This window comes from Pseudomonas sp. StFLB209, assembly GCF_000829415.1.
Taxonomy (GTDB): Bacteria; Pseudomonadota; Gammaproteobacteria; order Pseudomonadales; family Pseudomonadaceae; genus Aquipseudomonas.
Map to the genome: position 1 here is coordinate 1,206,196 of NZ_AP014637.1, position 25,249 is coordinate 1,231,444.

The window sequence follows — 25,249 nt, forward strand, 5'->3', positions numbered from 1 at the left end:
GCCGTCCCGTCCGGAATCAGCGCTCCAGAATCGCGGTTACCCCTTGGCCACCTGCCGCACAAATCGAGATCAACCCGCGGCCCTGGCCGGCCACGTCCAGCAACTTGGCCAGATTGGCGACGATCCGCGCACCGGTGGCGGCAAACGGATGACCGGCCGCCAGCGAACTGCCTTTGACGTTCAGCCGACTCAGGTCAATGCTGCCCAAAGGCGCCGCCAGCCCCAGCCGGGTGCGGCAGTATTCAGGGTCTTGCCAGGCCTTGAGGGTACACAACACCTGTGCGGCAAACGCCTCGTGGATTTCATAGTAATCAAAGTCCTGCAGGCTCAGGCCATTGCGCGCCAACAGCCGCGGCACGGCGTACACCGGGGCCATCAGCAGCCCCTCGGCACCACGCACGAAATCCACCGCAGCCGCCTCGCCATCACGTAAATACGCCAGCACCGGCAAGCCGCGCTCTGCGGCCCACGCTTCACTGGCCAACAGCACCAGCGACGCACCATCGGTCAGCGGTGTGGAATTACCCGCTGTCAGGGTGCCCTTGGCACTGCGCTCAAAAGCCGGCTTGAGGCTGGCGAGTTTGTCCAGGGTCAGGTCATCGCGCAGGTTATTGTCGCGGTTAAGGCCGCGGTACGGCGTCAGCAAGTCGTCGTGCCAGCCCTCGGCATAGGCCGCTGCCATTTTCATGTGGCTATCGAACGCCAGTTGATCCTGACTTTGCCGATCAATACCCCAGGTCTGCGCCATCAGCTCGCAGTGTTGACCCATCGACAACCCGGTGCGCGGCTCGCCGTTGCGTGGCAGCTCCGGCTTGAGGTGCTGCGGGCGCAGTTGCAGCAGGGTCTTGAGTTTGTCGGCCGTGGACTTGGCCCGGTTGGCTTTGAGCAGAATATTGCGCAGCCCTTCGCTGACGCCGATCGGTGCATCCGAGGTGGTGTCGACGCCGCCGGCAATGCCGCACTCGATCTGCCCCAAGGCAATCTTGTTGGCCACCAGCAGCGCGGCCTCCAGGCCAGTGCCGCAAGCCTGCTGGATGTCGTAGGCCGGAGTCTGCGCCGACAGCCGCGAGCCGAGTACGCATTCACGGGTCAGGTTGAAATCCCGCGAGTGCTTGAGCACCGCCCCGGCAACCACTTCGCCCAGCCGCAAGCCATGCAGATTGAAGCGTTCAACCAGGCCTTCCAGCGCGGCGGTGAGCATTTCCTGATTACTGGCCGTCGCATAGGCGCCGCTGGAGCGGGCGAAGGGGATACGGTTGCCGCCGACGATGGCGACACGACGTGGCTGATTCATGGAAAAACTCCGTTTTTTTCAGGGTTCAGAAGAGCCTGCGGGCAAGTTGTTACACAAGATGAGCAGTACAGCGCATAGAAGAACAAATGTCGCATGGCTGTGGTCCACTGCTTTGAACCCAGACTCAAGGAGAGTGTTCCATGCCGTCCGATCGCTACATCGATTTCGCCAATTCCGACATGGGTCGTCGCCTGGTGAAAGCCGTGGGCCTGCCCACACCGACACGCCTGGAACGCTGGCAGGCAGGCCGCCTGCGCCCTATCGAAGGTAACCTGCTGATCAGCAGCGGTCCCTTGGCCGATCAGGTTCGCCAGTTTGCCCCGCGGCTGACTGACGCTCAGTACAGTCTGGGCAATGACGTCCCCGATGCGCCTCAGTGGGTCGCAGGGCAAAGCCCGCGCCTGAAGGCGGTAGTGTTCGATGCCAGCGGGCTGCATCGTGCCGAGCAACTGGTGCAACTGCGCGACTTCTTCAAGCCGGTGCTGCGCGAGCTGGAGCGTTGCGCGCGGATCGTGATTCTCGGCCATGCGCCAGCCAGCCTCGACGATCCGCTGGCGGCCAGCACCCAGCAGGCCGTCGAGGGCTTCAGCCGCTCGTTGGGCAAGGAAATGCGTGACGGCAGCACCGTGCAGTTGCTGCAGATTGCAACCGGCGCCGAAGCTCAGCTCGAAGGCGCGCTGCGGTTTTTTCTTTCCCCCAAGAGCGCATTCATTAGCGGCCAGGTGCTGCAACTGGAACTTAATGGCGATCAGGTCCAGGACTGGAGCCGTCCGCTGGCCGGACGCCGCGCACTGGTGACCGGCAGCGCCCGCGGTATCGGCGCGTCGATCGCCGAAACCCTGGCCCGCGATGGTGCGCAGGTGCTACTGCTCGATGTGCCGCAAGCCCGTGCCGAGCTTGAAGCGCTGGCGGCCCGGCTTGGCGGCCAGGCGCTGGCACTGGACATCAGTGCTCAGGATGCGGCCGAGCAACTGCGCGAGCGGCTGCCCGAAGGGCTGGATATTCTCGTGCATAACGCCGGTATTACCCGCGATAAAACCCTGGCCAACATGACCCCCGACCTGTGGGATGCGGTGCTCGATATCAACCTGCAGGCGCCGCAGCGGCTGACCCAGGCCTTGCTCGATAACGGCACCCTGCGCAGCAACGCGCGCATCGTGCTGATGGCCTCGATCAGCGGCCTGGCCGGTAATCGCGGCCAAACCAACTACACCGCCAGCAAGGCCGGCCTGATCGGCTACGCCAGAGCCATGGCGCCGATACTCAAGGATCGGGGCATCAGCATCAACGCCGTGGCACCGGGATTCATCGAAACGCACATGACCGAGAAAATGCCCTTCGCTCTGCGCGAAGCCGGCCGGCGCATGAACTCGCTGGGTCAGGGGGGCCTGCCACAAGACGTGGCCGAGGCGGTGGCCTGGCTGAGCCAATCAGGCAGCGGCGCAGTCAGCGGCCAGGTCTTGCGCGTGTGCGGGCAGAGCGTGATCGGCGCTTGAAATCCGTCAGGTAGCAACATGGCTGCCGATACAAGGAGAAACAAGATGACTGCACACTGGCGTTACCTGGATAACCTGCCACCCCTGCCAAGCCTGTTTTTCCAGGCGGCCTTGCGCCGCAAGGTCAGCGGCACCCGGTTGCCGGACCTGGGCCTGCGCAGTTGGGTAAGCGTCGATGCCGAGAAGCTTGCGGCCTATCGCACAGTCTGCGGATTCGCCGACAGCCGCCTGTTACCGCCTACCTACCTGCATGTGCTGGCGTTCCCTTTGCAAATGCAATTGATGACCAGCGAAGACTTTCCCTTCCCGTTGATGGGGTTGGTGCATCTGCGCAACCGGATCAGTGTTCACCGGCCACTTGGCGGGGTCGGCAAGGTGTACGTGAGCATTCATGCCGGCAACCTGCAGCCGCATGCCAAGGGCGCGACTTTCAGTCTGTTTACCCAGATCGATGACGGGTTGGGGCTGCTGTGGGCAGAAGAAAGCACTTTTCTGTGCAAAGACGCCAAGGTCGATGGCGTGCTTAACGACGACGTCGAGGTTTCGCATGAACCGCTGAGCGAGGTAGCCCGCTGGGAAACCCCGTCATCCATAGGGCGCCAGTACGCCAGGGTGTCCGGGGACTACAACCCGATTCACCTGAGCGCGCCCAGTGCCAGGCTGTTCGGTTTTCCCAAGGCGATTGCGCACGGGATGTGGCTCAAGGCCCGGGCACTGGCTTCCCTGGATGATCATTTGCCTGACGCGAATGTTGAAATTGCGGTGCAGTTTCACAAACCGCTGCGCTTGCCGGGGGCGGTGATCCTGTCAGCCAGCGCGGCCGGGTCGCATGGCCAATTGCAGGTGGATGGGCTCGAAGGCGGGATCAAGCATATGACCGGCAGTTGGCAACCGCTGTAGGACCGGCTTTAGCCGCAATGCTGTACTTAAGCACTGCATGCCCCTGGTGGGAAGAGCCGGCCGGCGCTCCGGTTGCTCGCGAAGAGGCCAGTAAAAACACTACATCTGCTGTGCCTTTACCGGCCCTTTCGCGAGCAAGCTCGCTCCTACTGCACTTCAAATCAGCATTGAGGTGGGATTGGGCGGGCGGTTTGTGACGCTTGTCCGGGCTTGCTGTATCGTGGCGCCCCGATAAGCTCGATTGCCCGGAGGGATGAAATTGGATCTGTTTGACGATGACAAGCGGCTGGCCCTGAAGCCGGTCGTGGCCTTCAATGCGTTCTTGCTTGAGGCGTTCGCACAGGGTGCGTGTTCTTGCATTCGCTGCCAGAAGAGCAATGGCAACCAGGAAGGCTATACCGAACTGCATACGTTTGAAGCCGATGGCCGCAAGGTTGCCCGACAGTTCACCAAAACCCTGCCCGCCGATGTCGAAAGCGTGCTGAAGAAAGCCTACAAAGCGTTCTACAAGGCCGAGCTGCCCGCACTGAACGAGGCATTGCTGTGCGAGTTGCAGGCCATGGCCAATCACGACCTGGTGGGTCGGGTCAGGCTGCTGCTGGAAGTGTCTGGTCTGTTGGCCAGCGGCGCCGGCAGCGAGCCGCAAGCCGGTCAGGAACCAGAGCCAGAATTTGTGCTGGTGTAACCAGGCAGGCTGAGGAAACCACCATGAACCTTGAAGAACTCACCCAACGCCTGCACCGCATCCGCGATAACAACGATTGGAAGCAGTTCCACGCGCCGAAGAACCTGGCCATGGCCGCCAGTGTGGAGATGGCCGAACTGGTGGAAATCTTCCAGTGGCTCAGCGAAGACCAGTCGCGCCAGTTGCCGCCGGAAAAACTCGCCCACGCAGGCCAGGAAGTCGGCGATATCGTGTTGTATCTGCTGTTGCTGTGCAGCGAGCTGGGGCTGGACATGGATCAGGTGGTGCGCAGCAAACTGGCCGACAGTGAGCGGAGGTTTGCCAAGTGAGCCAACAGCTCAATTCCAGCGACCGGCATTTCGACCAGTTGGCAACCCGCTTTGCGGAAAAAATCTACGGTGGCGCCAAAGGCGCGATTCGCCTGGCCGTGCTGCAAGCCGATTTGACCGAAGCACTGCCCGAGCGCCCGCTCAGGGTGCTGGACATTGGTGCAGGCCTTGGGCATATGTCGTTATGGCTGGCCGGTCGCGGCCATCAGGTTACGGTCAGCGAACCCGCCGCGCCAATGCTTGAGGGCGCGCGCCAACGCTTCGCCGAAGCCGGGCTGGCCGCCACCTTCATTCAGGCGCCCTGGCAAGAGCTGCCCACCCTGCTGGATGAGCCCTATGACCTGGTGGTCTGCCACGCGGTGCTGGAGTGGCTGGCCGAGCCGTTCACCATCTTGCCGGTATTGCGGCAGTTGACCCGCGAAGACGGCTGGCTGTCGCTGGCTTTTTATAATCGCGACGCGCTGGTGTACCGCAACCTGCTTAAAGGCCATTTCCGCAAGCTGCGCAGCAACGAGCTGGCCGGCGAAAAGCAGAGCCTGACCCCACAGGAGCCGCTCGACCCACGGCAACTGGCCGCGCAACTTGCGCCCTTATGGCGGGTCGAAACCCAGAGTGGCGTGCGGGTATTTCACGATTACATGCCCGCCGACTTCCAGAAGCGGGCTGATCTTGAGCAACTGCTGGAAATGGAACTGTCCCACCGCCGTCACCCGGCTTTTGCCGGGCTGGGCCGTTACCTGCACTGGATCTGCCGCCCCAACTAGATAGCGGAGACTGCCATGTACGCTCGTCTTGCCTTGATCACCATCGCCCTGGGAATCAGTGCCTGTCAGAGCGACAACCCTTACCGTGCGCAGTCTGCACCGTTACCCGCCGCACCGGCCACGGCGGCGCAAACGCTGGACCTGAGTGCCTACCCGGCAGCGCCCAGAGACTACAGCCGTTATCGCAGCTGGGGCTGGCAAGACAACCGGCTGCCGGCCGGTTCAGCCTGGCTGGACGCCGCGCAGGTCGCCGAGGCGGTGAGCAACGGCCTCGACCAGCGCGGTCTGCGCCCGGCCCGCAACGCCCCGGCCGATGTGCTGGTCAGTGCTGATAGCCGCCTGGAAACCCGGTTGCGCCAGGTGCGTGAAGATTACCCGGACCCTTACTACAGTGGCGGGCTGGGCTACGGCGGTTACCGGCACGGCTACGGCGGCTATGCGCGGGTGCCGATGGTGCGCACTTATGAAGAACAGGTGCTGGTGGTCAGCATCCGTCTGTTCGACGCCCACAGTGGTCAGCCGGTCTGGAGTGCCAGTGCCGAAACCCGCAGCGGCACGGATCAATCTTCACGCAATCAGGCCTTGCGCCAGGCTGTGCAAAAGGCCCTTACGGCGTATCCTCCCGGGTAACCTTTCGGAGCCACTGCCATGTACCTTCGTCTCGCCCTGCTGTCGTTTACCCTGCTGCTCAGCGCCTGCCAAAGCAGCCAGATCAACCGCGACTTCGACGCCCGCCGTGATTTTGCCGGCTATCGCAGTTGGAGCTGGCAGGAGCCTGCGGTGCAATATCAGCCAGCGGACCCGCGACTCAAGAGTGACCTGACCGAACAGCGCATTCGTGATGCGATCAACCAGCAACTCGACCAGCGCGGCCTGCGCCCGGCCAGCGCCGGAACACCGGCTGACCTCAAGGTTCAAGCCTGGCTGATCGTCGAAGACCGCCAGCAACTGGTCAGCACCAACTACGGCGGTGGCTGGGGCCCATGGGGCGGCTACGGCTATTGGGGCGGACCGCTGGCCAGTGAAACCCGCAGCGTCGACTACAAGGTCACCACCTTGCAGATCGACCTGTTCGACGGCAAGGACGGCAAGCTGGTCTGGCGCGGCAGCACCGAGCGCATCCTGGAGCAGAATCAAGCCAACCCGGCGGCACGGGACACAGCGGTGCGCAACACCGTGGCCAAGATCCTGGAGCAGTATCCGCCGCGATAAACACGGACCTGGTAGGACCGGCTTTAGCCGGGAAGCCTTCGCGGTTAAAACCGCTCCTAGGCCAGTGGAGATCGTAGGAGCGGTTTTAACCGCGAATCTTTTGGCACCACTATCAACCCAAGTCCTGCATTGCACAGGCCTTGGGTTTTGCTCAGTGTTTGAGCTGGACACGCACCTCCCTTTGCGCGCTTTCGCTTAGCCGCAACCGCTCGACCTGACCGGCCTCACACAGATCGGCACTCGCCAGACGAACACTGCTCAGATACACCGCATCGCCCATCACCTCGACCCGTTCCACGGCAGCCTTCATTGACTGCTGGGCATCAGACTTGGCTTTGTGAATGGCCGTCAGCACCTCGCTGGTTGCCTCCAGTAACGGCTCGGCGAAACCCTCGGCAGCCTGCGCGTGTGGCCACTGCGCGCGATGCACCGAGCCTAGCTGCCAGCAACGCCAGACTTCCTCACAGGTAAATGGCAGAAATGGCGCGAACAGGCGCTGCAAGATAGCCAGCGCCTGAGCCAGCGCGTTACGCGCAGAATGGCCGTCGTCACGGTAGGCACGGCGTTTGACGAGCTCCACGTAATCATCACAGAACCACCAGAAGAAACTCTCGATCCGGTTCAGTGCCACGCTGTAGTCATAGCCCTCCAGCGCCGCCGTGGCCTCGCCGGTGACTGCGCCGAGGCGTTGCAGCATGGCCTGGTCCAGCGGCTGATCGACAACGCCTTGCGGGTCGCCGGGCAAGCCAAGCACGAACTTCGACAGGTTGACCAGCTTCACCGTCAGGCGCTGGCCGATTTTCATCTGCCGCTCTTCGAAGGCGGTGTCACTCCCCGGCCGGCCCAGCGCCGCCCAATAGCGCACCGCATCGCTGCCGTATTGCTCCAGCAACACCTGGGGGGCAACGACATTGCCCCGCGATTTGGCCATCTTGTTGCGGTTCGGGTCGAGGATCCAGCCTGACAACGCCACATGCCGCCACGGCGCCTTATCCTGTTCCAAATGGTTACGCACCAGAGTCGAAAACAGCCAGGTCCGGATGATCTCATGCCCTTGAGGACGTAAATCCATCGGGTACACCTGGTCGAACAGGCTGTCCGGCTCCTGCCAGCCGGCCGCGATCTGCGGCGTCAGGGAACTGGTGGCCCAGGTGTCCATGATGTCGCGCTCGCCAATAAAACCCAGCGGCTGGCCGCGTTGCCCGGGCGAGTAACCCGGTGGGGTGTCCAGCGTCGGGTCCACTGGCAGGCTCGCGTCGTCGGGTACTAGCGGCTGCTGGTAATCCGGCTCGCCCTGGGCGTCAAGCCGATACCAGAACGGCAATGGCACCCCAAACACGCGCTGGCGGCTGATCAGCCAGTCGCCATTGAGGCCCTCCACCCAGTGCTGGTAGCGGCTGTGCATGAACGGCGGATGCCAGTCCAGCTCACGACCGCGCGCCAGCAGGCATTCCCGCAACGCCTGATCGCGCCCGCCGTTGCGCAAGTACCACTGGCGGGTGGCAACGATCTCCAGCGGCCGGTCACCCTTCTCGAAAAACTTGACCATATGCCGGATCGGCTGCGGCTCGCCGGTCATGCCGCCACAGGCTTGCAACAGCGGCAGCAGACGTTTACGAGCCTGGCTCAGCGACAAGCCGGCCAGTTGCGCCCAGGCCTCGCGGCCGGCGGCGGTCTGCAGCCAGGGCGGAGTGTCGCCGAGCAACCGCCCGTCTTTACCAATGACTGGCCGGGTCGGCAGGTGCAGCTCGCGCCACCACAGCACATCGGTGAGGTCACCGAAGGTGCAGACCATGACCAGGCCGGTGCCCTTCTCCGGGTCAGCCAGAGCATGTGCAAGCAATGGCACTTCAACGTCGAACAGTGGTGAGCGCAGGGTCTGGCCGAAGCGCTGGCAATAGCGTGCATCCTCCGGGTGCGCCACCAGCGCCACGCAGGCCGCCAACAACTCCGGCCGGGTAGTGGCAATGCTCAGCAGCGAGCCGTCAACTGCGCGAAACTGCAAGTCGTGCCAGGCACCGAGCGCCTCACGGTCTTCCAGCTCGGCCTGGGCCACGGCGGTCTGGTAGGTGACATCCCACAACGATGGCGCCTGTTGGGCATACAGCTCGCCACGCTGGTAGTTGCGCAACAGGGCGCGTTGGCTGACCCGTCGGGAGCGCTCATCGATGGTGGCGTAGTTCAGGCTCCAGTCCACCGACAAGCCAAGGCGGGTGAATACGGCGCGAAACGCCTGCTCGTCGAGATGGGTCAGGCGCTGGCACAACTCGACGAAGTTGCCCCGGCTGACCGCAACGAAGTCGGCACGCCGCGCCGCGACCGTCTCAGGCGGCTGCAAGTCCGCCTGCCAGGGAGCCTCCGGATCGCAACGCACCCCGTAGAAGTTCTCGACCCGGCGCTCGGTGGGCAGGCCGTTGTCATCCCAGCCCATGGGGTAGAAAACGGTCTTGCCACGCATGCGCTGGAAGCGCGCGATGATGTCGGTGTGGGTGTAGCTGAAGACATGGCCGATGTGCAGCGAGCCGGATGCGGTCGGTGGCGGCGTGTCGATGGAAAAGACCTGCTCGCGGCTGGCGCGGCGGTCGAATGCATAAGTGTCCTCGGCAAGCCACTGGTGCGACCAGCGTTGTTCGAGGTTGTCCAGCGAGGGTAAGAGGGTGGGGTCGAGCGGCAGGGTTACACGTTTAACGGTGACATGGCTTCCTCCTGTGATCACCAAACGCCGCCGCAACAAGCAGCAGCCGAAACCGGTTTATAGCGGTTGGCAAAAAAATAGTAAACCACCCATCTGCCTGGCTGGCCTGATGCCAGCGCTGTTGCCGGGGCTTTACTACACTGCCATCCACACAGGTGAGTGAACCTAAGGAAAGGAGTGCCGGATGTCTCCCCTGAATCATTGCTTTGCAATGCCTCACAGGCAGCGGGGTGCCATCGGCCTGGTCGCGGCGCTGACCCTTGGCCTGGCCTTGCTGTTTACCGTGACGGTGCTCGACAGCGGCCGACTGTATCTGGAAAAGCGCTCCTTGCAGCGCATCGCCGATATGGCGGCGCTGGAAGCGGCGAGCCGCAAGGGCAATTGCAACAGTGCCGCGACCGCCTCGCTGTATGCCACCCAGAGCGCGACACGCAACGGTTTCATCCCTGACACCGATGGCCGTACCCTCAACACCCTGTGCGGAACCCTGAGCGTGAATGCCGCAGACGGCCGCCGCGCGTTCGTGGCCAACGCCGCCAGCACCGACGCCATTCGCGTGGTCGCCAGCCACGGTGTCCCCCGCAGCATCGCCGCCGGAGTTGCCGCCCTGTTCAGCAGCGGGCCGCAACCGGCCAATGTGCAGTTGAGTGCGACAGCGGTGGCGGCAGCAACCCCGCCACTGGCGCAGCTTTCAATCCGCAACGTTCTGGCAACCGCCAGCCTGCCAATTCTCAATAGCATCGCTAAAACCAATATCGATCTGCTCGGCTGGCAGGGGCTGGCAAATATCAATCTCAACCTGCTCAGCTATCTGGACCGTTTGAAAACCGATCTGAACCTGACGGCGGTCGGCTACACCCAGGTGCTGTCCGCCAACGCCACGGTCAGCCAGTTGATACAGACCGCCATTAACGTTCTGCAAACGAACGGTACGCTCAGCACCTCGGCAACCATCCTCAATCTGCAGGCGTTGAAAGCCGCAGCGGGCAGCACTACCGTGGTGCTTGGTGACCTGATCAAGGTTCAGGGCGGAACGGACCTTGCCGGCCTGAACTCGACAGTCAATGTGTTCGACCTGATCTCCAGCCTCACTCAGATGGCCAACAAAAAAAATGGCATCACGGCTAACAGCCAGATCAATGTGCTGGGCATCGGGCAAATCACCACACAATTGAAAGTCATCGAGCCGCCACAGCTCTCCGCGATCGGTGATCCGCGCAAGGTCAACCCGGCCCTTGCCGTCGCCGATGATCCGAACCGTATCTACGTGCGTACCGCACAAACCCGCATGCTGGTGTCGGTGAACCTGCCCTTGCTGGATATTCTCAACAAGCCACCGGTCAATGCTGTCACCAAACTGGTCGGTAACCTGACCTCGGTACTCAACAACGCCCTGACCCTGAATATTGCCGGGGTGGTGGGGGATGTGACTTGCCTGCTGGGCGCCAAGTGCCTGGTCACTGACCCCTGGATTCTGCCCTCCAGCAGTTCAAGTCTACTCGGCCCCAGGATAGACCTGAGCCTCAGCCTGGCTGGCGGTGAAGCCTACGTCACCGGTTACACCTGCAACAGCAATACCGACAAGTCGCTGAGCGTACGCACCAACGCTTCGCTGCTCAATGCCCGCCTGGGCCTGATCGACAGCGCTGCGGCCTTTCCGGCCAGTACCGATCCTGCCGCAGTCATTGCCCAGCCTTTGCCCATCGTTGATATCGGCACACAAACCTGCACCCAACTCCTGAATCTGCTGGGCAGTTGCACAGCCAGGGTACCTTTTGCCGGGGGCGGCATCGGCATGAGTTTCAATACGCTGAACAATGCGCTGCTGACCAGCCCTGCCAGCGTCAATACCACCATCAACATGCCTGCAGAAATCGGCCAGCCGCCTACCCGCCTGCCCGCTGCGGCTTATGTCAAATCCAGCACGCTGCTCGATGGCGTGGTTTCAGGTGTGAATATCAATGTCTACAAGCCCCTTAACGGCAACGCTCTGGGCAGTCTCATCAGCGGCACCGGGACATTGCTCAACACCCTGCTGGGGCTGGTCGATCAGCAGGTGGAGTTGCTGCTCAAACCACTGCTGACGTCAGTTCTCGATCCATTGCTCGACACCCTCGGGCTGACACTCAATCCCACCGACGTCGGTGCCAACCTGAGCTGCAACTTCGGTCAGGCCACGCTGGTGATCTAATCCCCGTTGAACACCGGCAAGGTGATCTTGAACCTTGCCCCATCATTGGCATTGCTGACACTCAAGCGGCCCTTCATCTGTTCGATGATGCCGTAGCTCACCGACAATCCCAGCCCGGTGCCGACGCCCACCGGCTTGGTGGTGAAGAACGGCTCGAAGATCTTTTCCAGCAGGCGCGGGTCGATGCCGCCACCGTTGTCCTGGACCGTGACGATGACCTTGTCGTCAACCTGCTGCATGTCGAGGCTGATCGCCGGTTGCAGGTCAGGATTCTGCTCCTTGCGCGAGAGCATGGCGTCACGGGCGTTGACCATCAGGTTGATCAGCACCTGCTCCAGCTGGTCGGCATGCCCGCGCACCTGCACCGGCGCGCCGCGCTCGCCGGCTTCGATGTGCACGCCCTTGCCTTTCATGCTTTCACTGAGCATCGCCAGCGTGCCTTCCAGGGCGTCGTAGGGGTCGAACAGTTGCTCTTCAACCTCGGAACGGCGGCCGAACACGCGCATATGGTCGACCACCCGCGCGGCGCGTTGCACCTGGCTGTCGATGCGGTTGAGCTTGTCAGTGATGTAGTCGACATCCACATTGCCGCGCTCCAGGCGCTTGAGCACGTTGACCACCGCCATGCGCATGACGTTGAGCGGCTGGTTGATCTCGTGAGCGAGACCGGTGGCCATCTCGCCCAACGTAGCCATTTTGGCGCTCTGGTTGAGCTGCATGCGCGAACGCCGCACGTCAGTGTTGTCACGGCCCACGGCCTGGATTTCCACCAGCGTGCCGGACTCGTCGAACACACCGCGATCGGCCCATACCCACCAGGCATGTTCACGACCGGGCAGTTCCAGACAGATTTCGGCCGTGCTCATCGGCGCTTCGGGGGTCAGCAGCGCGATACGCCGCACAAAGGCTTCACGCTGGTCTTCCGAAAACCAGTCACCAAGATTGATCCCCGGCAGTTCTGCCGGGTCGCACTCCAGATAAGTTGCCAGCGGCCGGTTACCGAAACTCAGGACCAGCTGCGGGCTGTAGCGACAGATCATCGCCGGCGAGTCCTCGACCAGAATCCGGTAACGCTCTTCGCTTTCACGCACCCGCTCGGCGGCCAGCGTGGCTTCGGTGACGTCCAGCCAAAGACCGACCGCCTCGACCGGCATACCGAGGTCGTCGCGCAGCAAACGTGCCTCATCCAGCAGCCAGTGATAGTCACCATTCTTGCCACGCAGACGGTAGCGGCGGCTGACGAAACCTTCGCGCAGCAACTGGCGGTTACGCTCGAACCAGATGTCGTGGTCCTCAGGATGGATATAGCCTGCCAGTTGCCCGTCGACACACTCGGCCAGGGTCCAGCCCAGCAGCGGGGTCAGGCTGTCACTGAAGAAACTCGGTTCCAGATTGCCCTGGTCATAGCGCTGCACATAGATCACCGCCGGCGAACTGGCAATCAGGTTGTCGAGCCGCGCATGGGCCGCCGCCGCTTCGGTCTCCTGGTTCTTGATATCGCTGACATCAAGCATGAAGCCCAGCACGCGCTGCACCTGACCGCTGATCAAGGCCTGGCCCTGAATGCGCAGCCAGACAGTTTCCTGCCCAGGGTCGGCATGGGCCAGGCGCACACACAACAACATCGGCGTACCCTTGTCGCGCAGTTGCAGCAGGCGGCTGGACAACTCTTGCCGGTCAGCAGGGTGAATCAGCGCCAGCCAGTCCTGACGCGCCAGACGCTCGACCCGGTCGCTCAGGCGCAGGCTGCGTGCCAGTTGCGGCGCCAGCAGAATCTCATCACTGCCAGGCAACAGTTCCCACCAGCCGGTGCCGAGCAAATCCTGAAGCACTGCCAAGCGTTCGACGTGATGGCGGTTATGTTGCTCGGAAAGGCGGAACAGGACCGGGCCGGCCAGTGCTGAACACAAGTTCAACCATTCTCGCTCGCCCAGATCCGGTGCCTGCCGACGCGGCTCATAAAAGCCGAACATCAACCAGGCCTTGGCCACGCCGTCGCGGCTATGGGGCAGTAGAAAACCATCAGCATTGCCGAACATGCTCTGCAATGGCGACAGCTCGGTATGCCCGCCAAAATGCAGCTCGTGGGCGATGTTGGCATCCAGCAGGTCAAATTCGTTACCCAGCCGTTGGCCGACTTGCCACAGTTCAGGCGCGGTATGGGCGCTGTACTGGCTGTAGACCCGCCAGCCAATACCACTGGCTTCGGGCAAGGCCAGAGCGACGCAGGGAATGCGCCACATCTGCGCCAATTCTTCGAGCTGTTCGGCAACCACGCTCGGCAGCCGCTCGACAATACAGCCGCGAATCTTCTCGGCCATCTGCCCGGCCAGGCGCAAACATTGCTGGCGGGTACGCGCAGCGCTGGCCTCTTCCATCAGATCGCTGATATCGGTCAGTTGCAGCAGCCAGCCCTTGCCATGGTGCTGCACCCAGCCGCGCGCGTGCAGGGTGTGACCATCGTTGCTGCGAAAATCCAGGTCCAGCATGTGCCCGACCCAGTCCCCCGGCACGCCTTCGACCACCAGCGCGCTGTTGGGCAACAGCAGAATCATCAACCGCTGGTTGAGCACGGTATGCGCGCTCAAGCCCAGACGGCTGAGCAGGTGCGCACTGATACTGTGAATCTGCCCCTCGTTATTGAGCAGCAGGTACAGGTCCGCGCCGATCGCGTCAGGCTCGACGACCAGCGGAGTTGAAGGCTCGCGGGCGGGCACCTCGGAGCGCCCCAGCCAACGGCTCAAACGACTTTTTTCATGGGACAAGTTGAATGCTCGCTTGGGCAGACAGTTGGGCGGGCAAGCGCGGCACCTCGCCAATGATCGGCAGGGTCAGCGACGGCAGTACGCGCGCCAGTTTGGTTTTCGGATAGTTGATGCTGACCGTCAGCGCCGTACCGTTGAAGGTCACGCTGTAGTCGGAGGGGCCAAAATTCAGCGCGCTGGGCATCCAGGCCAATTGGCTCTGCAACACGCTCTCGGCCTGGCTGCGCACCAGAGTGCTGTAGTTGGCAACTCCAGGACTCAGCGCCACGCTGCGACGCACCGCCTCGCTGGCAGCGGCATTGAACGACTGGACCATCAGCAACGGCAGGCTATAACTCACCACACCATAGAAAATGGCGAAAAAAATCACGAACACCGCCGCGAACTCGATCGCGGCAGCGCCCTTCTGGCGATGCAGGCCTGATGGACCGCTGGCTGGCATGACGGCGTCTACCCTGACAGTACTACTCCACAGAGCATAGGATCTTTCCGAAATACAGGATGTTTTTTACTCAATGAAATTACTTTTCCTACTCATATGGTTCGCCCTCTGTGCCGAACAGGATGCCCGGCGCAGACAAATCACCAATACCCTGACACTGGGTGCTTGTGCCGCTGCACTGGGGTGGTTGCTGTATAGCGGTCAGACCTGGCTGGGCGCCGAACCCGCCGAGGGTGGCCGAGCCCTGCTATTGGCGCTGGCCATGACCCTGCCCGGTTACGCGCTGGGACGTTTGGGGGGCGGCGACGTAAAGCTGCTGGCGGCTCTGGCGCTGGCCAGTGACAGCCTGTATCTGCTGGGCACATTCATCGGCGCAGCCGTGACGGTGGTCCTGTGGCTAGGCGTCCGACGAGCGGTATTCAGAGCTCTCGGTGATGGCCTGGCTGCACGCTATAGCCCGATGAATCCTGACTCCGGGGAAAAATTTCCGTTCTCGCCGTTCCTGTTTACGGGGCTGCTGCTGGTGGCCCTTTGCATCCGCTAGTCAGAATCAGGTTTTAGTCCTATGTACATAGTCAACAAGTGCGTCTAGGTTTAAGACACACCCGAACTCAAACCCTGCACCCGTGGCAGGGATCAATGTGCAAGGAATTCGGGAATGGTCAGGCAGGGAGTAGCGCGTGAACAAGTATTCGGCAGTGAAAATTCTGGTGGTCGACGATCAGCCGCTGATCGTTGAAGAGTTGGCCGAGTTTCTCGATGGTTGTGGCTATGTCTGTGTGCAGTGCAGCAGCGCCCTGGAGGCCGTTGAGCGGTTTCGCGATGACGCAAGTATCGGCATTGTCCTTTGCGATCTGGAAATGCCCGGTATGAACGGCATTGAACTGGTCGAGACGATGAAGCAGATAGGCGGCAAGAAACACCTGTTCGAAGCCATCATGCTGACCGGGCGCGCCGAAAAAAGGGACGTCATCAACGCCCTGCGCGCCGGGATTTCCGATTACTACCAGAAACCGGTAGACCTCGACGAGTTGCTCGAGGGCGTACAACGCCAGGAATTCGCCCTGCAGGAACGGCAAAACAGCCTGCAGAAGCTTGGCCAGCTCAATGAAAAGCTGCAATTTCTGGCCGCCTCTATCGACGATCTGTACCACGACCTGGACAACGCTCGCCCGCCGCTGGTGCCGCAACTGTCGGCTAACGATCAGAGCAACAATAATGTTGTCGATGTGCCTGACCTGTTCTCTGCCCTCTCGCCTCGCCAGCTGGACGTGGCGCGGCTGGTTGGCAAGGGCCAGACCAACTACCAGATTGCCTGTGAGCTGGGGATTACCGAGAACACCGTCAAGCTCTATGTCTCTCAGGTACTGCGCCTGACCCACATGCACAATCGCACCCAACTGGCGCTGGCCTTGTCGCCGGGCGCTGGTATGGCTCGCAGCCGGGTCACCGAGCACTGAGCTGTGGCTTGACACATCTGCCCCATCAGCTCGTAGCAGCTTTGGCTGCGAAAACTTTCGTGGCTAAAGCCAACACTGTTCTGCCAGTTACCCAGATCTCGGTGGGGGACTCTATGGCCTTGGGCAAGCTCCAGGTTTTGTCTATGGAGGTTGCACAACAGCAGATTGATCCTGCCGGCCTCTTCGCCAGCAAGCTGGCTCCCACCGAGTCGGCGTTGTGCCTATCACTTGAGCCTGACGTGAACCTGGTGGGAGCTAGCTTGCTAGCGAAGACTGCGGCACATTCGCAGCAGATGCCGTGACTTTACCGGCCTCTTCGCGAGCAACCGGAACGCCGGCCGGCTGCTCACACCGGGGGCATACAGTACCTGATTGAACACTAGTGCGGCTAAAGCCACTACTGTTTCAATTGAATCGGTGGCGTCCAACAATCGCCATCAACGACTGCCCCCTGCCACCTTGCCGCCCTGCTCCTGATCGAAAAACTCCGGAATCTTGTGGTTGTTGCTGTCCAGCCAGCGCTGCAGGCTTTGTTCGCGCTCGGTGGGGGTGGCGGTTTGCGGGATTTTCGAGGCAGCACTGCCCTTGACCTGCAGCTGCAACCAGGTTTCGGTCTGTTGCTGGGCCTGCGAGGCCGGCCCCGGCTCGATGGCCCAGGCCATGCTGTGCAGACCGAATAACACAACGATACCGATCAGCGTTTTCATGGTTGGCTCCTGACGTTGGCAGTGCGGGTTGTGTCCATACCGGCGGTCATGGCTGGCGCCTGGGCCGGTGCAAGCGCCTGCGGCCGTTGGGCGGGCGCCGCAAGCTGGGTCGCGCGCTGTTGCGCGGCGCTGACCTGACGCGGCGTCAGCCCGGCGCGGGTGGTCAGCTCGGCGGCCTGCTGCCACTGGTCCTGGTAAATCAGCAGGGTCACCAGGTTCTGCGCCGGCAGGTTGTCCGAGGGTTTGAGTTCCAGCGCGGTCATGAACTGAAAGCGCGCCTGTTCCAGTTTGAGCTGGTTCAGGTAGGCGATGCCCAGGTCGTTGCGGACTTTCTCGTCGGTGGGCGCCAGTTTTGCGGCACGTTGCAGGTGCTGCTGGGCCTGTACGTAGTCACCCCGGGTGGCGGCGATCTGGCCCAGGCCATGCTCGCCTTCGGCGGCGCGGCAGGTGCCCAGCAGGCTGCGGTACAGCGGCTCGGCTTCAGCGCTGCCCAACTGGCGTAACACCCGCGCCTTGCGCAGGCGCACCTCGCCCAGCTCAGCGGGCAGGTCTTCGAGGTTGGCCAGGCTGGCATGCAGACGTCCCTCGTCTGCCATGCCTTGCGCCAGATTGATGGCCAACTCCTGATCGGAACTCAATTTGCCGCAGTTTCCCTGGCTGCTGCCACTCAAGCCCTGAACCCAGGGCGCATGCCCCTCACTGGCACAACCGCTCAACATCAAAAACCCGCATACCGCGATCACTGCTTTCATCGCCCGCTTTCCTTGTACGACGCATTCATTTACTGCCCAGTGCCTGGCTGATGGCAGTAAACCCTGGACCGGCCAGCACGATCAGCAAAGCCGGGAACAAAAACACCATCATCACCACCGACATCTTCGCCGACAGCTTGGAGATGTACTCCTGCAAGCGCGTCAGACGTCGATCGTCGATCAGTTGCTTGAGTGCCAGCAGCGAGCGCAAGGCACCACCGCCCTGATGGATCAACTGGTTGAGGATCACACAGGTGTCACTGAATTCGTCCACCGCCAGCAGGCTGGAGGTCTTGCGCAGCTCGTCACCCAGCTCCAGCCCGGAATCGACGCGCACCAGAATCACACGGATTTCCTCGGACAACACCGGCAGCAGTTCCTTGCCTTCGTTGCTCAGCACGCGCAGCGCCTGCTCCACCGCCATGCCTGACTCAAACAGAATGCGCAGCAGCGGAATGAAGGTCGACACCTCGACCACGATTTGTTTTTGCCGATGCTGAGCGACCGCCGCCAACACCCGCTTGGGTAATAGATAACCCATGCCCAGCGCAAACAACGGCGCGATCAGCGGATTGGCCGCGTCCGCGAAAAACAGCACCTGCACGAACAACGTGAGGCTGACCAGGCCCATGGGCACGCCAATCTGACACGCGGCGTACAACGAGCGCTTACTCGCACGTCGCCAGCCGATGCGGTTGAGCAGGACCTGGCTCTCACTGTCCATGTTCACCGCTTTGCGTCCCAGCGGGGTGTCACCCAGCAGCCGCAGCCAACTGCCGATGCGGCTCTCGCGAATCGTCTGGCCTTGCAGGCGCATGGCAACCTGGCGCTCATTGCGGCGCACCAACGCCATGTGCGACACCAGCAGCCCAAAGGCGGCGAGGAACATCAAGACACTGAGCAGCAGCAAGCCCATCTCAAATGCTCCTCAACATGCGCCATAGCAACAGACAGCCAGTCACTTGCATGGCAAACGCGACCAGCAGCATCTTCTGCCCGCTGTTGTCGTTCCACATGTGCAGCAAGTACTCCGGGCTGGAGAGCATGAAATAGCCGGCCAGCGAAATAGGCAACGCCCCCAGCACCACGGCGGTCAGGCGCGTTTCGCCGGTCATTGCCTTGAGCTGGCGGGACATCTGCTCACGCTCGCGGATCAGCTTGATCAGGTTTTCCATCAGTTCACTGGCATTGCCGCCATAGCGGTGGTTGACCCGCAGGCCGAGGGCGAACAGGTGCAGTTCGTCGCGCTCATAGAGTTCGGCAAAGTCATGGGCGGCATCGGGCAGGCTGACACCCAGTTGGACGTTGCGCTCGATCCTTGCCATGCCATCGCGCAGCGGCTGGTCGGCCGCCTCGATGCCATGCAGCACGGCATCGGCCAGGGTGCGTCCGGACTTGAGGCTGCGCACCGTGTGGTCGAGCATCTGCGGCAGTTGCTCGATCATCCGCAGCACCCGTTTGCGATAGCGCCATGACACGTACATGCGCAAGGTGAAGGGCACACCGAGCAGGCCTGCGAGCAGGCCAAGCCAGTCAGCCAACAGGTAACCAAAGACAATGGCCAGCCCCCAGACCGCCAGCACCAGCTTCATGCGCTCGGCCGGCCGGCCCATGCCGGCACGCAGAAACGCCCGCTCCAGACGCTGCATACCGGGCTTTTCCGGTTTTACCACGACCCGGCCCTGGTTCAGGCGCTGCAAAACCCGCTCATTGGCCCCGCGGTTCAGCGCGGTATAGAACAGATAACCAGCGGCGGCCAAGAGCACAATCGCCAGCAAGACCAGCACCAGGGTCGCTTTCATGGCCGTGTCTCCTTGCGCCTAGTACATCGGCCGCAGTTTGTCGCCTGCGGCATGCACCGCTTCGCGGTGGAAGCCATAGCCGGTGCGCTTGTCGAGGCGGAACAGGGTGTTGGTGACATAGATGTCGTCACGCATGCCCACCACCTCGACCACCTCACTGACACAGCGCCGGCCATCGGGCAGACGGGTCAATTGAATGATCACATCCAGCGCCGCACAGACCATTTGGCGCAGGGTCTTTTCAGCGATCTGGCGGCCGGTAAGGCCGACCAGGGTTTCCAGGCGCAGCAGAGCGTCCTGGGCATTGTTGGCGTGCACGGTGCTCATCGAACCTTCGTGGCCGGTGTTCATCGCGGTAAGTACATCGAGGACTTCGACGCCGCGAATCTCGCCCAGGATGATGCGGTCCGGGCGCATCCGCAGGGCATTGCGAATCAGGTCACTGGCGCGCACTTCGCCATGCCCCTCGGCATTCGGCGGGCGGGTTTCCAGGCGCACCACATGAGGGTGGCTCAGTTGCAATTCGGCGACGTCTTCGATGGTCACCAGTCGCTGGTGAGTGTCGATCAACTGGCTCAGGACGTTGAGCATGGTGGTCTTGCCGGTCCCGGTACCACCGCTGATCAGGATATTGCAGCGTTTGCCCACCGCGTCCTGGAAGAACTCGAAGATCGCCTGGTCGATGGCCTGAGTCGCCACCAGGTCAGCGCTCTTGAGCATGTCTTTGCGAAATTTACGAATCGACAGGCACGGGCCGTCCAGGGCAATCGGCGGAATGATCGCATTGACCCGGCTGCCGTCAGGCAGCCGCGCATCGACCATCGGCGATGACTCGTCCAGGCGCCGCCCCAGCGGGGCGAGGATGCGCTGCATGACCCGCTCGACATGGTGCGAGTCGATGAACCGCAGGTCGGTATGGTGCAACACCCCGTCACGTTCGATGAACACCTTGCCGGGGCCGTTGACCAGAATCTCGGTGACCGACACATCGCGCAGCAACACTTCCAGCGGCCCGAAGCCGGTGAGTTCATCCACCAGTTCTTCGGCCAGGCGCTCCATCTCGTAACGGGAAATCGCCAGCCGCAAACGTGCGACATACTCGGCGACCTTGTCGATGACGAACTGCGCCAGCGCCGGACGCGAGCCTTCCAGCAGGTTGCGGCCGTGCTCTTCGATACCGTCGATGATGTAGCGGTGCAGTACCAGCTTCAGGCCCTGGGCATCATCGCCCGGTTGCTGGCTGCGCGAAGACGCGCCAAACGGTTTGTCAGGCATCAGCGATTCCTCAATAGCCGGCTGAACCAGCCTTCAGTGCGTTTTTCGGCTCGCCCGGAGTGGCTGATCAGGTGCTCGCCCAGTTGCCGCAAACCGGCCGACAACGACTCACGCGGCGCCAGCTCGAACAGGGTCACCCCCTGATTCTTGGCGTTCAGGCGCAACTCCGGACTCAGCGCCAGCACCGAGACCACCGGCAGGCCGAACGTCTTGCCCACCGTCTCGGCATTCGGTGCCACCGCGCGCAGGTAGCGATCGACCAGCAACACCGCGTGCTGCAATTTCATGCCCTTGTCGCGCCACAGGTTGAGGATCGCCAGGTTGCGCCGACACTCAATGACACTTTGGTCGGTGTACCAGACCAATTGATCGCAATGGCTGACCAGGGTGCGCAAGGCCTCGCTGTCAGGCTGGCCGACCAGATTGATGATCACGTGCTGGAAGTGCTGGCGCAGCGCGCTGAGCAGCATGTACAGCTCGGCGGCGCTGGAACGCTCCAGGTCGTCATCGGCATCGGTGTAAGCAAGAATCCGCAGACCACTGTCAGCGGTGGTAAACGCACTGTCGATCAGGGTCGAGTCCAGCCGACGCAGGTGCCGCAGCGCATCGCCAAAACTGAATGATGACTCCAGGCCCAGCAATGCCAGGCTGTCACCGCGTGGCAAGCCCAGGTCCAGCAGCAAGGTGCGCTGCTCGGTCTTCTGCACTACCAGCGCCAGGTGGCTGGAAATCAGTGCTCCGTCGCCGTCGCACTGCGCACCGTAAAGCACGGTCAGGCCGCTCATGTTCGGGTTGGATGCCGCCGCCGGCAGGCGCTTGCCCAGCCGCCGCACCAGACCCGCCACTTCACTGGAGCGCGAGCCATACGCGACAAAGTCCCGTGCCCCGGCACGCATGGCAGTGAGCACCAGTTGATTATCCATGCCGTCGCCCAAGGCGACGATGGCCAGCATCGGCTTGGCTTCCAGCGCGCCTTCGATCAGCGCACTCTGGTTCATCAGGTGATCACGATCCAGCCCCACGAACACCACGCTGGCGAAGGTCACATCGACCAGCGCCAGCAGATCGTCGAGGCTGCCGGAACCGGCGCTGACCACCTGCCCCAACGAGCCCAGGGCGCCCTGCAGCCATTCCAGGTCGGCCGGGTTACGGGTGATCGCCAGAAAGGTCTGGCTCAGGCTCTGGCTCATTGCGACAACCCGCTGCGGCGCTCGAAGTCGCCGCGCTCAAGAAACATCATGCGGTAGAAGTTCGGGTCGTAATTGCGCAGTCCTTCGCCGGGCAACGAAGGCAGTTGCGCATCACGGGCCAGCGGCTGGACCAGGTGGGGAGTCACCACCATCAGCAACTCACGCTCTTCACGGTTGATCTGCGAATTGCGAAAGAACGCGCCCAGCACCGGGATATCGCCAAGGCCTGGAAACTTGCCCACTTCCGAACTGTTCTTGTTGCTGATAAGGCCGCTGATCACGAAGCTCTCGCCATCGGCCAGGGAGATGCTGGTGTCAGTGCGGCGCACATTAAGCGCCGGCACACTGGTGCCGGAAACCGTGATGCCGGCGGTGAAATCCAGCTCACTGACCTCCGGCGCCACTTTGAGCAAAATGCGCTCGTTGCTGACCACGGTAGGCGTCAGGGTCAGGCGCACACCGAACGCTTTGTACTCAATGGAAATCCCGCTGCCCTCGGCGTTGGGCACCGGCACCGGAAACTCGCCACCGGCCAGAAAGCTCGCGCTCTGCCCGCTCAGCGCTACCAGGCTCGGCCGTGCCAGGGTATAGGCAAAACCGCTGTTCTCCATGGCGTTGAGCATGCCCAGCACCTTGCTGCTGCCACCGCCCCAGACGATGTTGAACATGTTGTTGTTCAGCGGCACCACCGTATTGGAAGGCAGGATCGGCCCCACGGTGCCGGCCGGGGCATCAACAATCGACGGCACAATGCCCGGCGTCACCCCTAGCGAGCCGGGCACCGTTCCCGGTGAGCCGAACAGTGAGTTGTTCGAGCCCTTGCCGAAAATCGAGAAGTTGGCTTCTTTGAGTTTGGTGCGGCTGACCTCGACAAAGCGGATGTCGGTCTGCACCTGAATCGGCAGCGGCTCTTGGCCGGCCTGGCTACGCGCGGTTTCAGCCAGTGCCGCGCTGGCCTTGCCGCGCACGAACACCATGCTCTGCTGCGGCGCGCTGGCGCAGCCGGTCCAGACCATCAAGCTGGTGGCGCCGCCACTGATCCCGGTCACAATCACGCCCTGGGTGCCAGCGGCCTGCACATCGGCGATCTTCGGATCACCCACCGCAACGCGAGTAATCGTCACACCGGGGCGGATATCGCGTTGTGCCCCCTGGTCCACTTCCAGCACCGGCGGCAGGGCCGACAGCGCCGCACAGCCACTGGCTGCCGCGCGGGCAGAGCCTGCCCATACCCCTGCCAGCACACACATCGCAGTAACCGAAAGGAAACGACTGCTCATCAACTGCATCCTTGCTCAAATCAGGGGTTCGGTTGGGTAACCTGGTTGCCGCGAATCACTTCCATCGCCTTGACCGCCCGCGGCGCAGCAGCGTCATCGCGGCGCGGTGCGGGCGCCAGGGTCAGTTGGCTAAACCGCGTCAGGCTGCGCGCGGTCGAGTCCAGGCGCAGGGCGACGTCCTGGCTGCCAGGGTCGGCCGCCCAGTATTGCTGCAGGTGCCTTTCGTCGGCGCTGCGTACCGCCAGCCGCAGCACCCCGGTCTGCGAGGCAAGCATCAAGCGGTCCTGCAACGGCGCCGGCACGGCGAGCACGACGCTGCGCACATTGCCCCGCTGCTGCTCTTGCTGGACCCGGATATCGGCACCGGAGGCCTGTACCGGGCTGCCATCGAGCGCCGGGCCGAGCAACGCCCCGACCCCCAACACCCGCAATGCCGGCACCACCACCTGGCTGGAGCGCAGCGGGTTATCAGTGTCCTGCGGCAGGTACAGCAATACATCGACATAGTCGCCGGGGCTCAGATGCCCGGCCGCGCTGGCGACCTCATCCACGGCCACGGCCAGCGCCCGCTCACCCGGGCGGATCATCCGCGCCAGGCCGCCACCGGCCTCGAAGCTGGCGGCATTCAGCCAACTGCCCGCCGCCAGTGGCCGCCAGCTGTTGCGCCCGAGCACTTCTTCAAAGGTACTGAAGCTGCCCTGCGGCGCGACCTTGAGCCGCTCGATGACCAGGTCTTCGGGCTGGATGGGGACATAGGCAGGCAGGTCGCGGGCCAGCACCACGACGTTCTTGCGCAGCGCTTCTTCGGCTGAGGTTGTCGTTGCTGCGGGCGCTGGCGGCAGGGCTTCGACCGGCGCAGCCGGGGCCTGGGCGGTGTCGACAACAGCGGGCGCGGGGGCGGGCGGTTCACGACTGATCACCACCCCGAGATACCCGGCCAGAATCGCACCCAACAGGGAAAGCACCGCCAGGGCCAGGGTAACGCGACTGCTCATGACGACTCTCCGGTTGTCATCTCATGACCACTTCGACGCATCGGGTCGTGATTTCCATGCTCCATTTCGTTATAGGAATGTAGATCACCCATTCGAAAACGCCATGAGCGGTTGCAAATAACCTGTTTATACAAGCGCGTTCATGACTATTGGACGCAAGGCCGACAGTTATAACTTTAGGTTTAATGCTTTATTACGATTGTGGGCCGCGTCATTGCAGACAATGCTGTAGTTGCAACCCGCAAGATTCAGCGGTGCAGTGAAGGCTCACTGCACTGAATACGTGCAAGGAGAACGACCATGTTCATTACTCAGCTGTTTGTACGCGCCTATGTGAGCATCCTTGCTTTCATGAAAAACCGGGAAGCGGCCTCGGCGATTGAATATGCGATTGTCGCTGCCATGGTGGCAGTGGTCATCGTCGGTTTTATGGGCGACATCGGCACACAGGTCGGGAACATCTTCACCAGTATTAAAGATGGCCTGACCCCCTAAAACACCCTGATGCTGAGGTCGTTGCTGACAGTCCCGTGCAAAGGTGCCACCGTGGGCCATTTTTCGCCTCCTGCAGAGAGATAAATACAAATGGCTGTCCAACCTGCCCGCCAACAATTGTTATTGGTTGACGATGAAGAGGACGCCAATGAAGAACTGGCAGAGCTGCTCGAAGGCGAGGGGTTCTGCTGCTTCACTGCGTCCTCGGTCAAACAGGCTTTGCAAGAACTGACCCGCCACCCGGATATCGCGCTGGTCATTACCGACCTGCGCATGCCGGAAGAAAGCGGCATCCAGCTCATCAAGCGCCTGCGCGAACACACCTCACGCCAGCACCTGCCGGTGATCGTCACCTCCGGCCACGCCGATATGGAAGATGTCAGCGACCTGCTGCGTTTGCAGGTGCTGGATCTGTTCCGCAAACCGATCTATCACGTGCGTCTGATCGAAACCCTCAACAGCCTGTTCCCCGAACCGAAGCTTTATCAGGTCAGCCCCTGATCACACTGCACAACCATCC

General features: G+C 62.2%; 24 protein-coding genes. 12 read left to right on the forward strand and 12 right to left on the reverse strand.

The window, feature by feature from the left end:
• Positions 1 to 16: 16 nt before the first annotated feature.
• Entirely contained in the window at positions 17 to 1,294 is a 1,278-nt protein-coding gene (locus PSCI_RS05555) for an acetyl-CoA C-acetyltransferase (RefSeq protein WP_045483862.1), read from the reverse strand.
• A 140-nt stretch (positions 1,295 to 1,434) separates the two neighbouring features.
• On the opposite strand from PSCI_RS05555, the gene PSCI_RS05560 reads away from it, so the two are divergent.
• The 7 genes from PSCI_RS05560 to PSCI_RS05590 all read left to right on the forward strand — a co-directional run bounded on the left by PSCI_RS05560 (position 1,435) and on the right by PSCI_RS05590 (position 6,680).
• Positions 1,435 to 2,790 carry a 3-oxoacyl-ACP reductase gene (locus PSCI_RS05560; RefSeq protein ID WP_045483864.1) on the forward strand — a complete coding sequence of 452 codons (1,356 nt, stop codon included), beginning with the start codon at positions 1,435 to 1,437 and terminating at the stop codon, positions 2,788 to 2,790.
• 45 nt (positions 2,791 to 2,835) lie between these two features.
• On the forward strand, positions 2,836 to 3,690 hold the full coding sequence (locus PSCI_RS05565; RefSeq protein ID WP_045483867.1) for a MaoC family dehydratase: 855 nt from the start codon (positions 2,836 to 2,838) through the stop codon (positions 3,688 to 3,690).
• Between the two features lie 253 nt (positions 3,691 to 3,943).
• Positions 3,944 to 4,375, forward strand: coding sequence for a hypothetical protein (locus PSCI_RS28170; RefSeq protein WP_052483356.1), 432 nt, complete (start codon positions 3,944 to 3,946; stop codon positions 4,373 to 4,375).
• Between the two features lie 23 nt (positions 4,376 to 4,398).
• The gene (locus PSCI_RS05575) at positions 4,399 to 4,704 is read left to right on the forward strand and encodes a MazG-like family protein (RefSeq protein WP_045483870.1); all 306 of its coding nucleotides are present in this window, start codon (positions 4,399 to 4,401) and stop codon (positions 4,702 to 4,704) included.
• A complete protein-coding gene (locus tag PSCI_RS05580) occupies positions 4,701 to 5,468 on the forward strand; it encodes a methyltransferase domain-containing protein (RefSeq protein WP_045483873.1) in 768 nt (255 codons plus the stop codon). Before PSCI_RS05575 ends, PSCI_RS05580 begins: the two co-directional genes overlap by 4 nt.
• 15 nt (positions 5,469 to 5,483) lie before the next feature.
• Complete coding sequence (locus PSCI_RS05585; RefSeq protein WP_045483876.1) at positions 5,484 to 6,098, forward strand: DUF4136 domain-containing protein; 615 nt, start codon at positions 5,484 to 5,486, stop codon at positions 6,096 to 6,098.
• 18 nt (positions 6,099 to 6,116) lie between these two features.
• Positions 6,117 to 6,680 (forward strand): DUF4136 domain-containing protein, encoded by a 564-nt coding sequence (locus PSCI_RS05590; RefSeq protein WP_045483879.1) that lies wholly within the window; start codon positions 6,117 to 6,119, stop codon positions 6,678 to 6,680.
• A gap of 151 nt (positions 6,681 to 6,831) precedes the next feature.
• Here the strand turns inward: PSCI_RS05590 and valS are convergent, their stop codons facing one another.
• Positions 6,832 to 9,396: a valine--tRNA ligase gene (valS, locus tag PSCI_RS05595; protein WP_231906370.1), complete on the reverse strand. Its 2,565-nt coding sequence runs from the start codon at positions 9,394 to 9,396 to the stop codon at positions 6,832 to 6,834.
• A gap of 163 nt (positions 9,397 to 9,559) precedes the next feature.
• On the opposite strand from valS, the gene PSCI_RS05600 reads away from it, so the two are divergent.
• Positions 9,560 to 11,566, forward strand: coding sequence for a pilus assembly protein TadG-related protein (locus PSCI_RS05600; RefSeq protein WP_045483882.1), 2,007 nt, complete (start codon positions 9,560 to 9,562; stop codon positions 11,564 to 11,566).
• On the opposite strand, the gene PSCI_RS05605 is transcribed toward PSCI_RS05600, so the two are convergent.
• Positions 11,563 to 14,331: an ATP-binding protein gene (locus PSCI_RS05605; RefSeq protein WP_045483884.1), complete on the reverse strand. Its 2,769-nt coding sequence runs from the start codon at positions 14,329 to 14,331 to the stop codon at positions 11,563 to 11,565. The two genes, PSCI_RS05600 and PSCI_RS05605, sit on opposite strands and share 4 nt — an antisense overlap.
• Positions 14,321 to 14,773, reverse strand: coding sequence for a TadE/TadG family type IV pilus assembly protein (locus PSCI_RS05610; RefSeq protein ID WP_045483886.1), 453 nt, complete (start codon positions 14,771 to 14,773; stop codon positions 14,321 to 14,323). Before PSCI_RS05610 ends, PSCI_RS05605 begins: the two co-directional genes overlap by 11 nt.
• Positions 14,774 to 14,846: 73 nt before the next feature.
• Between PSCI_RS05610 and PSCI_RS05615 the strand changes: the two genes are divergently transcribed.
• Both PSCI_RS05615 and PSCI_RS05620 read left to right on the forward strand, forming a co-directional pair.
• On the forward strand, positions 14,847 to 15,317 hold the full coding sequence (locus PSCI_RS05615) for a prepilin peptidase (protein ID WP_045483887.1): 471 nt from the start codon (positions 14,847 to 14,849) through the stop codon (positions 15,315 to 15,317).
• 136 nt (positions 15,318 to 15,453) lie between these two features.
• Positions 15,454 to 16,233 (forward strand): response regulator transcription factor, encoded by a 780-nt coding sequence (locus PSCI_RS05620; protein WP_045483889.1) that lies wholly within the window; start codon positions 15,454 to 15,456, stop codon positions 16,231 to 16,233.
• 437 nt (positions 16,234 to 16,670) lie between these two features.
• Here PSCI_RS05620 and PSCI_RS05630 read toward each other — a convergent pair whose 3' ends face one another.
• Genes PSCI_RS05630 through cpaB form a run of 8 tightly spaced genes read right to left on the reverse strand, consistent with a single transcriptional unit; the run spans position 16,671 to position 24,234 of the window.
• Entirely contained in the window at positions 16,671 to 16,940 is a 270-nt protein-coding gene (locus PSCI_RS05630) for a DUF3613 domain-containing protein (RefSeq protein WP_045483894.1), read from the reverse strand.
• The gene (locus PSCI_RS05635) at positions 16,937 to 17,692 is read right to left on the reverse strand and encodes a tetratricopeptide repeat protein (protein WP_045483897.1); all 756 of its coding nucleotides are present in this window, start codon (positions 17,690 to 17,692) and stop codon (positions 16,937 to 16,939) included. Before PSCI_RS05635 ends, PSCI_RS05630 begins: the two co-directional genes overlap by 4 nt.
• 25 nt (positions 17,693 to 17,717) lie before the next feature.
• A complete protein-coding gene (locus PSCI_RS05640; protein WP_045483900.1) occupies positions 17,718 to 18,608 on the reverse strand; it encodes a type II secretion system F family protein in 891 nt (296 codons plus the stop codon).
• A 1-nt stretch (position 18,609) separates the two neighbouring features.
• Positions 18,610 to 19,494, reverse strand: coding sequence for a type II secretion system F family protein (locus PSCI_RS05645; protein ID WP_045483903.1), 885 nt, complete (start codon positions 19,492 to 19,494; stop codon positions 18,610 to 18,612).
• Between the two features lie 18 nt (positions 19,495 to 19,512).
• The gene (locus PSCI_RS05650; RefSeq protein WP_045483906.1) at positions 19,513 to 20,769 is read right to left on the reverse strand and encodes a CpaF family protein; all 1,257 of its coding nucleotides are present in this window, start codon (positions 20,767 to 20,769) and stop codon (positions 19,513 to 19,515) included.
• The gene (locus PSCI_RS05655) at positions 20,769 to 21,959 is read right to left on the reverse strand and encodes a pilus assembly protein (RefSeq protein WP_045483918.1); all 1,191 of its coding nucleotides are present in this window, start codon (positions 21,957 to 21,959) and stop codon (positions 20,769 to 20,771) included. Before PSCI_RS05655 ends, PSCI_RS05650 begins: the two co-directional genes overlap by 1 nt.
• The gene (locus PSCI_RS05660) at positions 21,956 to 23,239 is read right to left on the reverse strand and encodes a type II and III secretion system protein family protein (RefSeq protein WP_231906372.1); all 1,284 of its coding nucleotides are present in this window, start codon (positions 23,237 to 23,239) and stop codon (positions 21,956 to 21,958) included. The genes PSCI_RS05655 and PSCI_RS05660 overlap by 4 nt, the downstream gene beginning before the upstream one ends.
• Before the next feature lie 20 nt (positions 23,240 to 23,259).
• The gene (gene cpaB, locus PSCI_RS05665) at positions 23,260 to 24,234 is read right to left on the reverse strand and encodes a Flp pilus assembly protein CpaB (protein WP_045483924.1); all 975 of its coding nucleotides are present in this window, start codon (positions 24,232 to 24,234) and stop codon (positions 23,260 to 23,262) included.
• Positions 24,235 to 24,534: 300 nt separating this feature from the next.
• On the opposite strand from cpaB, the gene PSCI_RS05670 reads away from it, so the two are divergent.
• A complete protein-coding gene (locus tag PSCI_RS05670; protein WP_045483927.1) occupies positions 24,535 to 24,729 on the forward strand; it encodes a Flp family type IVb pilin in 195 nt (64 codons plus the stop codon).
• 90 nt (positions 24,730 to 24,819) lie between these two features.
• Positions 24,820 to 25,230, forward strand: coding sequence for a response regulator (locus PSCI_RS05675; protein ID WP_045483930.1), 411 nt, complete (start codon positions 24,820 to 24,822; stop codon positions 25,228 to 25,230).
• Positions 25,231 to 25,249: the final 19 nt, after the last annotated feature.

Coding starts and splice junctions, on each gene's coding strand:
- PSCI_RS05615 (WP_045483887.1), top strand. CDS start 14,847: ATGAAATTACTTTTCCTACTCATATGGTTCGCCCTCTGTGCCGAACAG.
- PSCI_RS05585 (WP_045483876.1), top strand. CDS start 5,484: ATGTACGCTCGTCTTGCCTTGATCACCATCGCCCTGGGAATCAGTGCC.
- PSCI_RS05650 (WP_045483906.1), bottom strand. CDS start 20,769: ATGCCTGACAAACCGTTTGGCGCGTCTTCGCGCAGCCAGCAACCGGGC.
- PSCI_RS05640 (WP_045483900.1), bottom strand. CDS start 18,608: ATGGGCTTGCTGCTGCTCAGTGTCTTGATGTTCCTCGCCGCCTTTGGG.
- PSCI_RS05590 (WP_045483879.1), top strand. CDS start 6,117: ATGTACCTTCGTCTCGCCCTGCTGTCGTTTACCCTGCTGCTCAGCGCC.
- PSCI_RS05630 (WP_045483894.1), bottom strand. CDS start 16,940: ATGAAAACGCTGATCGGTATCGTTGTGTTATTCGGTCTGCACAGCATG.
- PSCI_RS05560 (WP_045483864.1), top strand. CDS start 1,435: ATGCCGTCCGATCGCTACATCGATTTCGCCAATTCCGACATGGGTCGT.
- PSCI_RS05600 (WP_045483882.1), top strand. CDS start 9,560: ATGTCTCCCCTGAATCATTGCTTTGCAATGCCTCACAGGCAGCGGGGT.
- PSCI_RS05675 (WP_045483930.1), top strand. CDS start 24,820: ATGGCTGTCCAACCTGCCCGCCAACAATTGTTATTGGTTGACGATGAA.
- PSCI_RS05655 (WP_045483918.1), bottom strand. CDS start 21,959: ATGAGCCAGAGCCTGAGCCAGACCTTTCTGGCGATCACCCGTAACCCG.
- PSCI_RS28170 (WP_052483356.1), top strand. CDS start 3,944: ATGAAATTGGATCTGTTTGACGATGACAAGCGGCTGGCCCTGAAGCCG.
- PSCI_RS05575 (WP_045483870.1), top strand. CDS start 4,399: ATGAACCTTGAAGAACTCACCCAACGCCTGCACCGCATCCGCGATAAC.
- PSCI_RS05660 (WP_231906372.1), bottom strand. CDS start 23,239: ATGAGCAGTCGTTTCCTTTCGGTTACTGCGATGTGTGTGCTGGCAGGG.
- PSCI_RS05610 (WP_045483886.1), bottom strand. CDS start 14,773: ATGCCAGCCAGCGGTCCATCAGGCCTGCATCGCCAGAAGGGCGCTGCC.
- cpaB (WP_045483924.1), bottom strand. CDS start 24,234: ATGAGCAGTCGCGTTACCCTGGCCCTGGCGGTGCTTTCCCTGTTGGGT.
- PSCI_RS05635 (WP_045483897.1), bottom strand. CDS start 17,692: ATGAAAGCAGTGATCGCGGTATGCGGGTTTTTGATGTTGAGCGGTTGT.
- PSCI_RS05645 (WP_045483903.1), bottom strand. CDS start 19,494: ATGAAAGCGACCCTGGTGCTGGTCTTGCTGGCGATTGTGCTCTTGGCC.
- PSCI_RS05565 (WP_045483867.1), top strand. CDS start 2,836: ATGACTGCACACTGGCGTTACCTGGATAACCTGCCACCCCTGCCAAGC.
- PSCI_RS05670 (WP_045483927.1), top strand. CDS start 24,535: ATGTTCATTACTCAGCTGTTTGTACGCGCCTATGTGAGCATCCTTGCT.
- PSCI_RS05555 (WP_045483862.1), bottom strand. CDS start 1,294: ATGAATCAGCCACGTCGTGTCGCCATCGTCGGCGGCAACCGTATCCCC.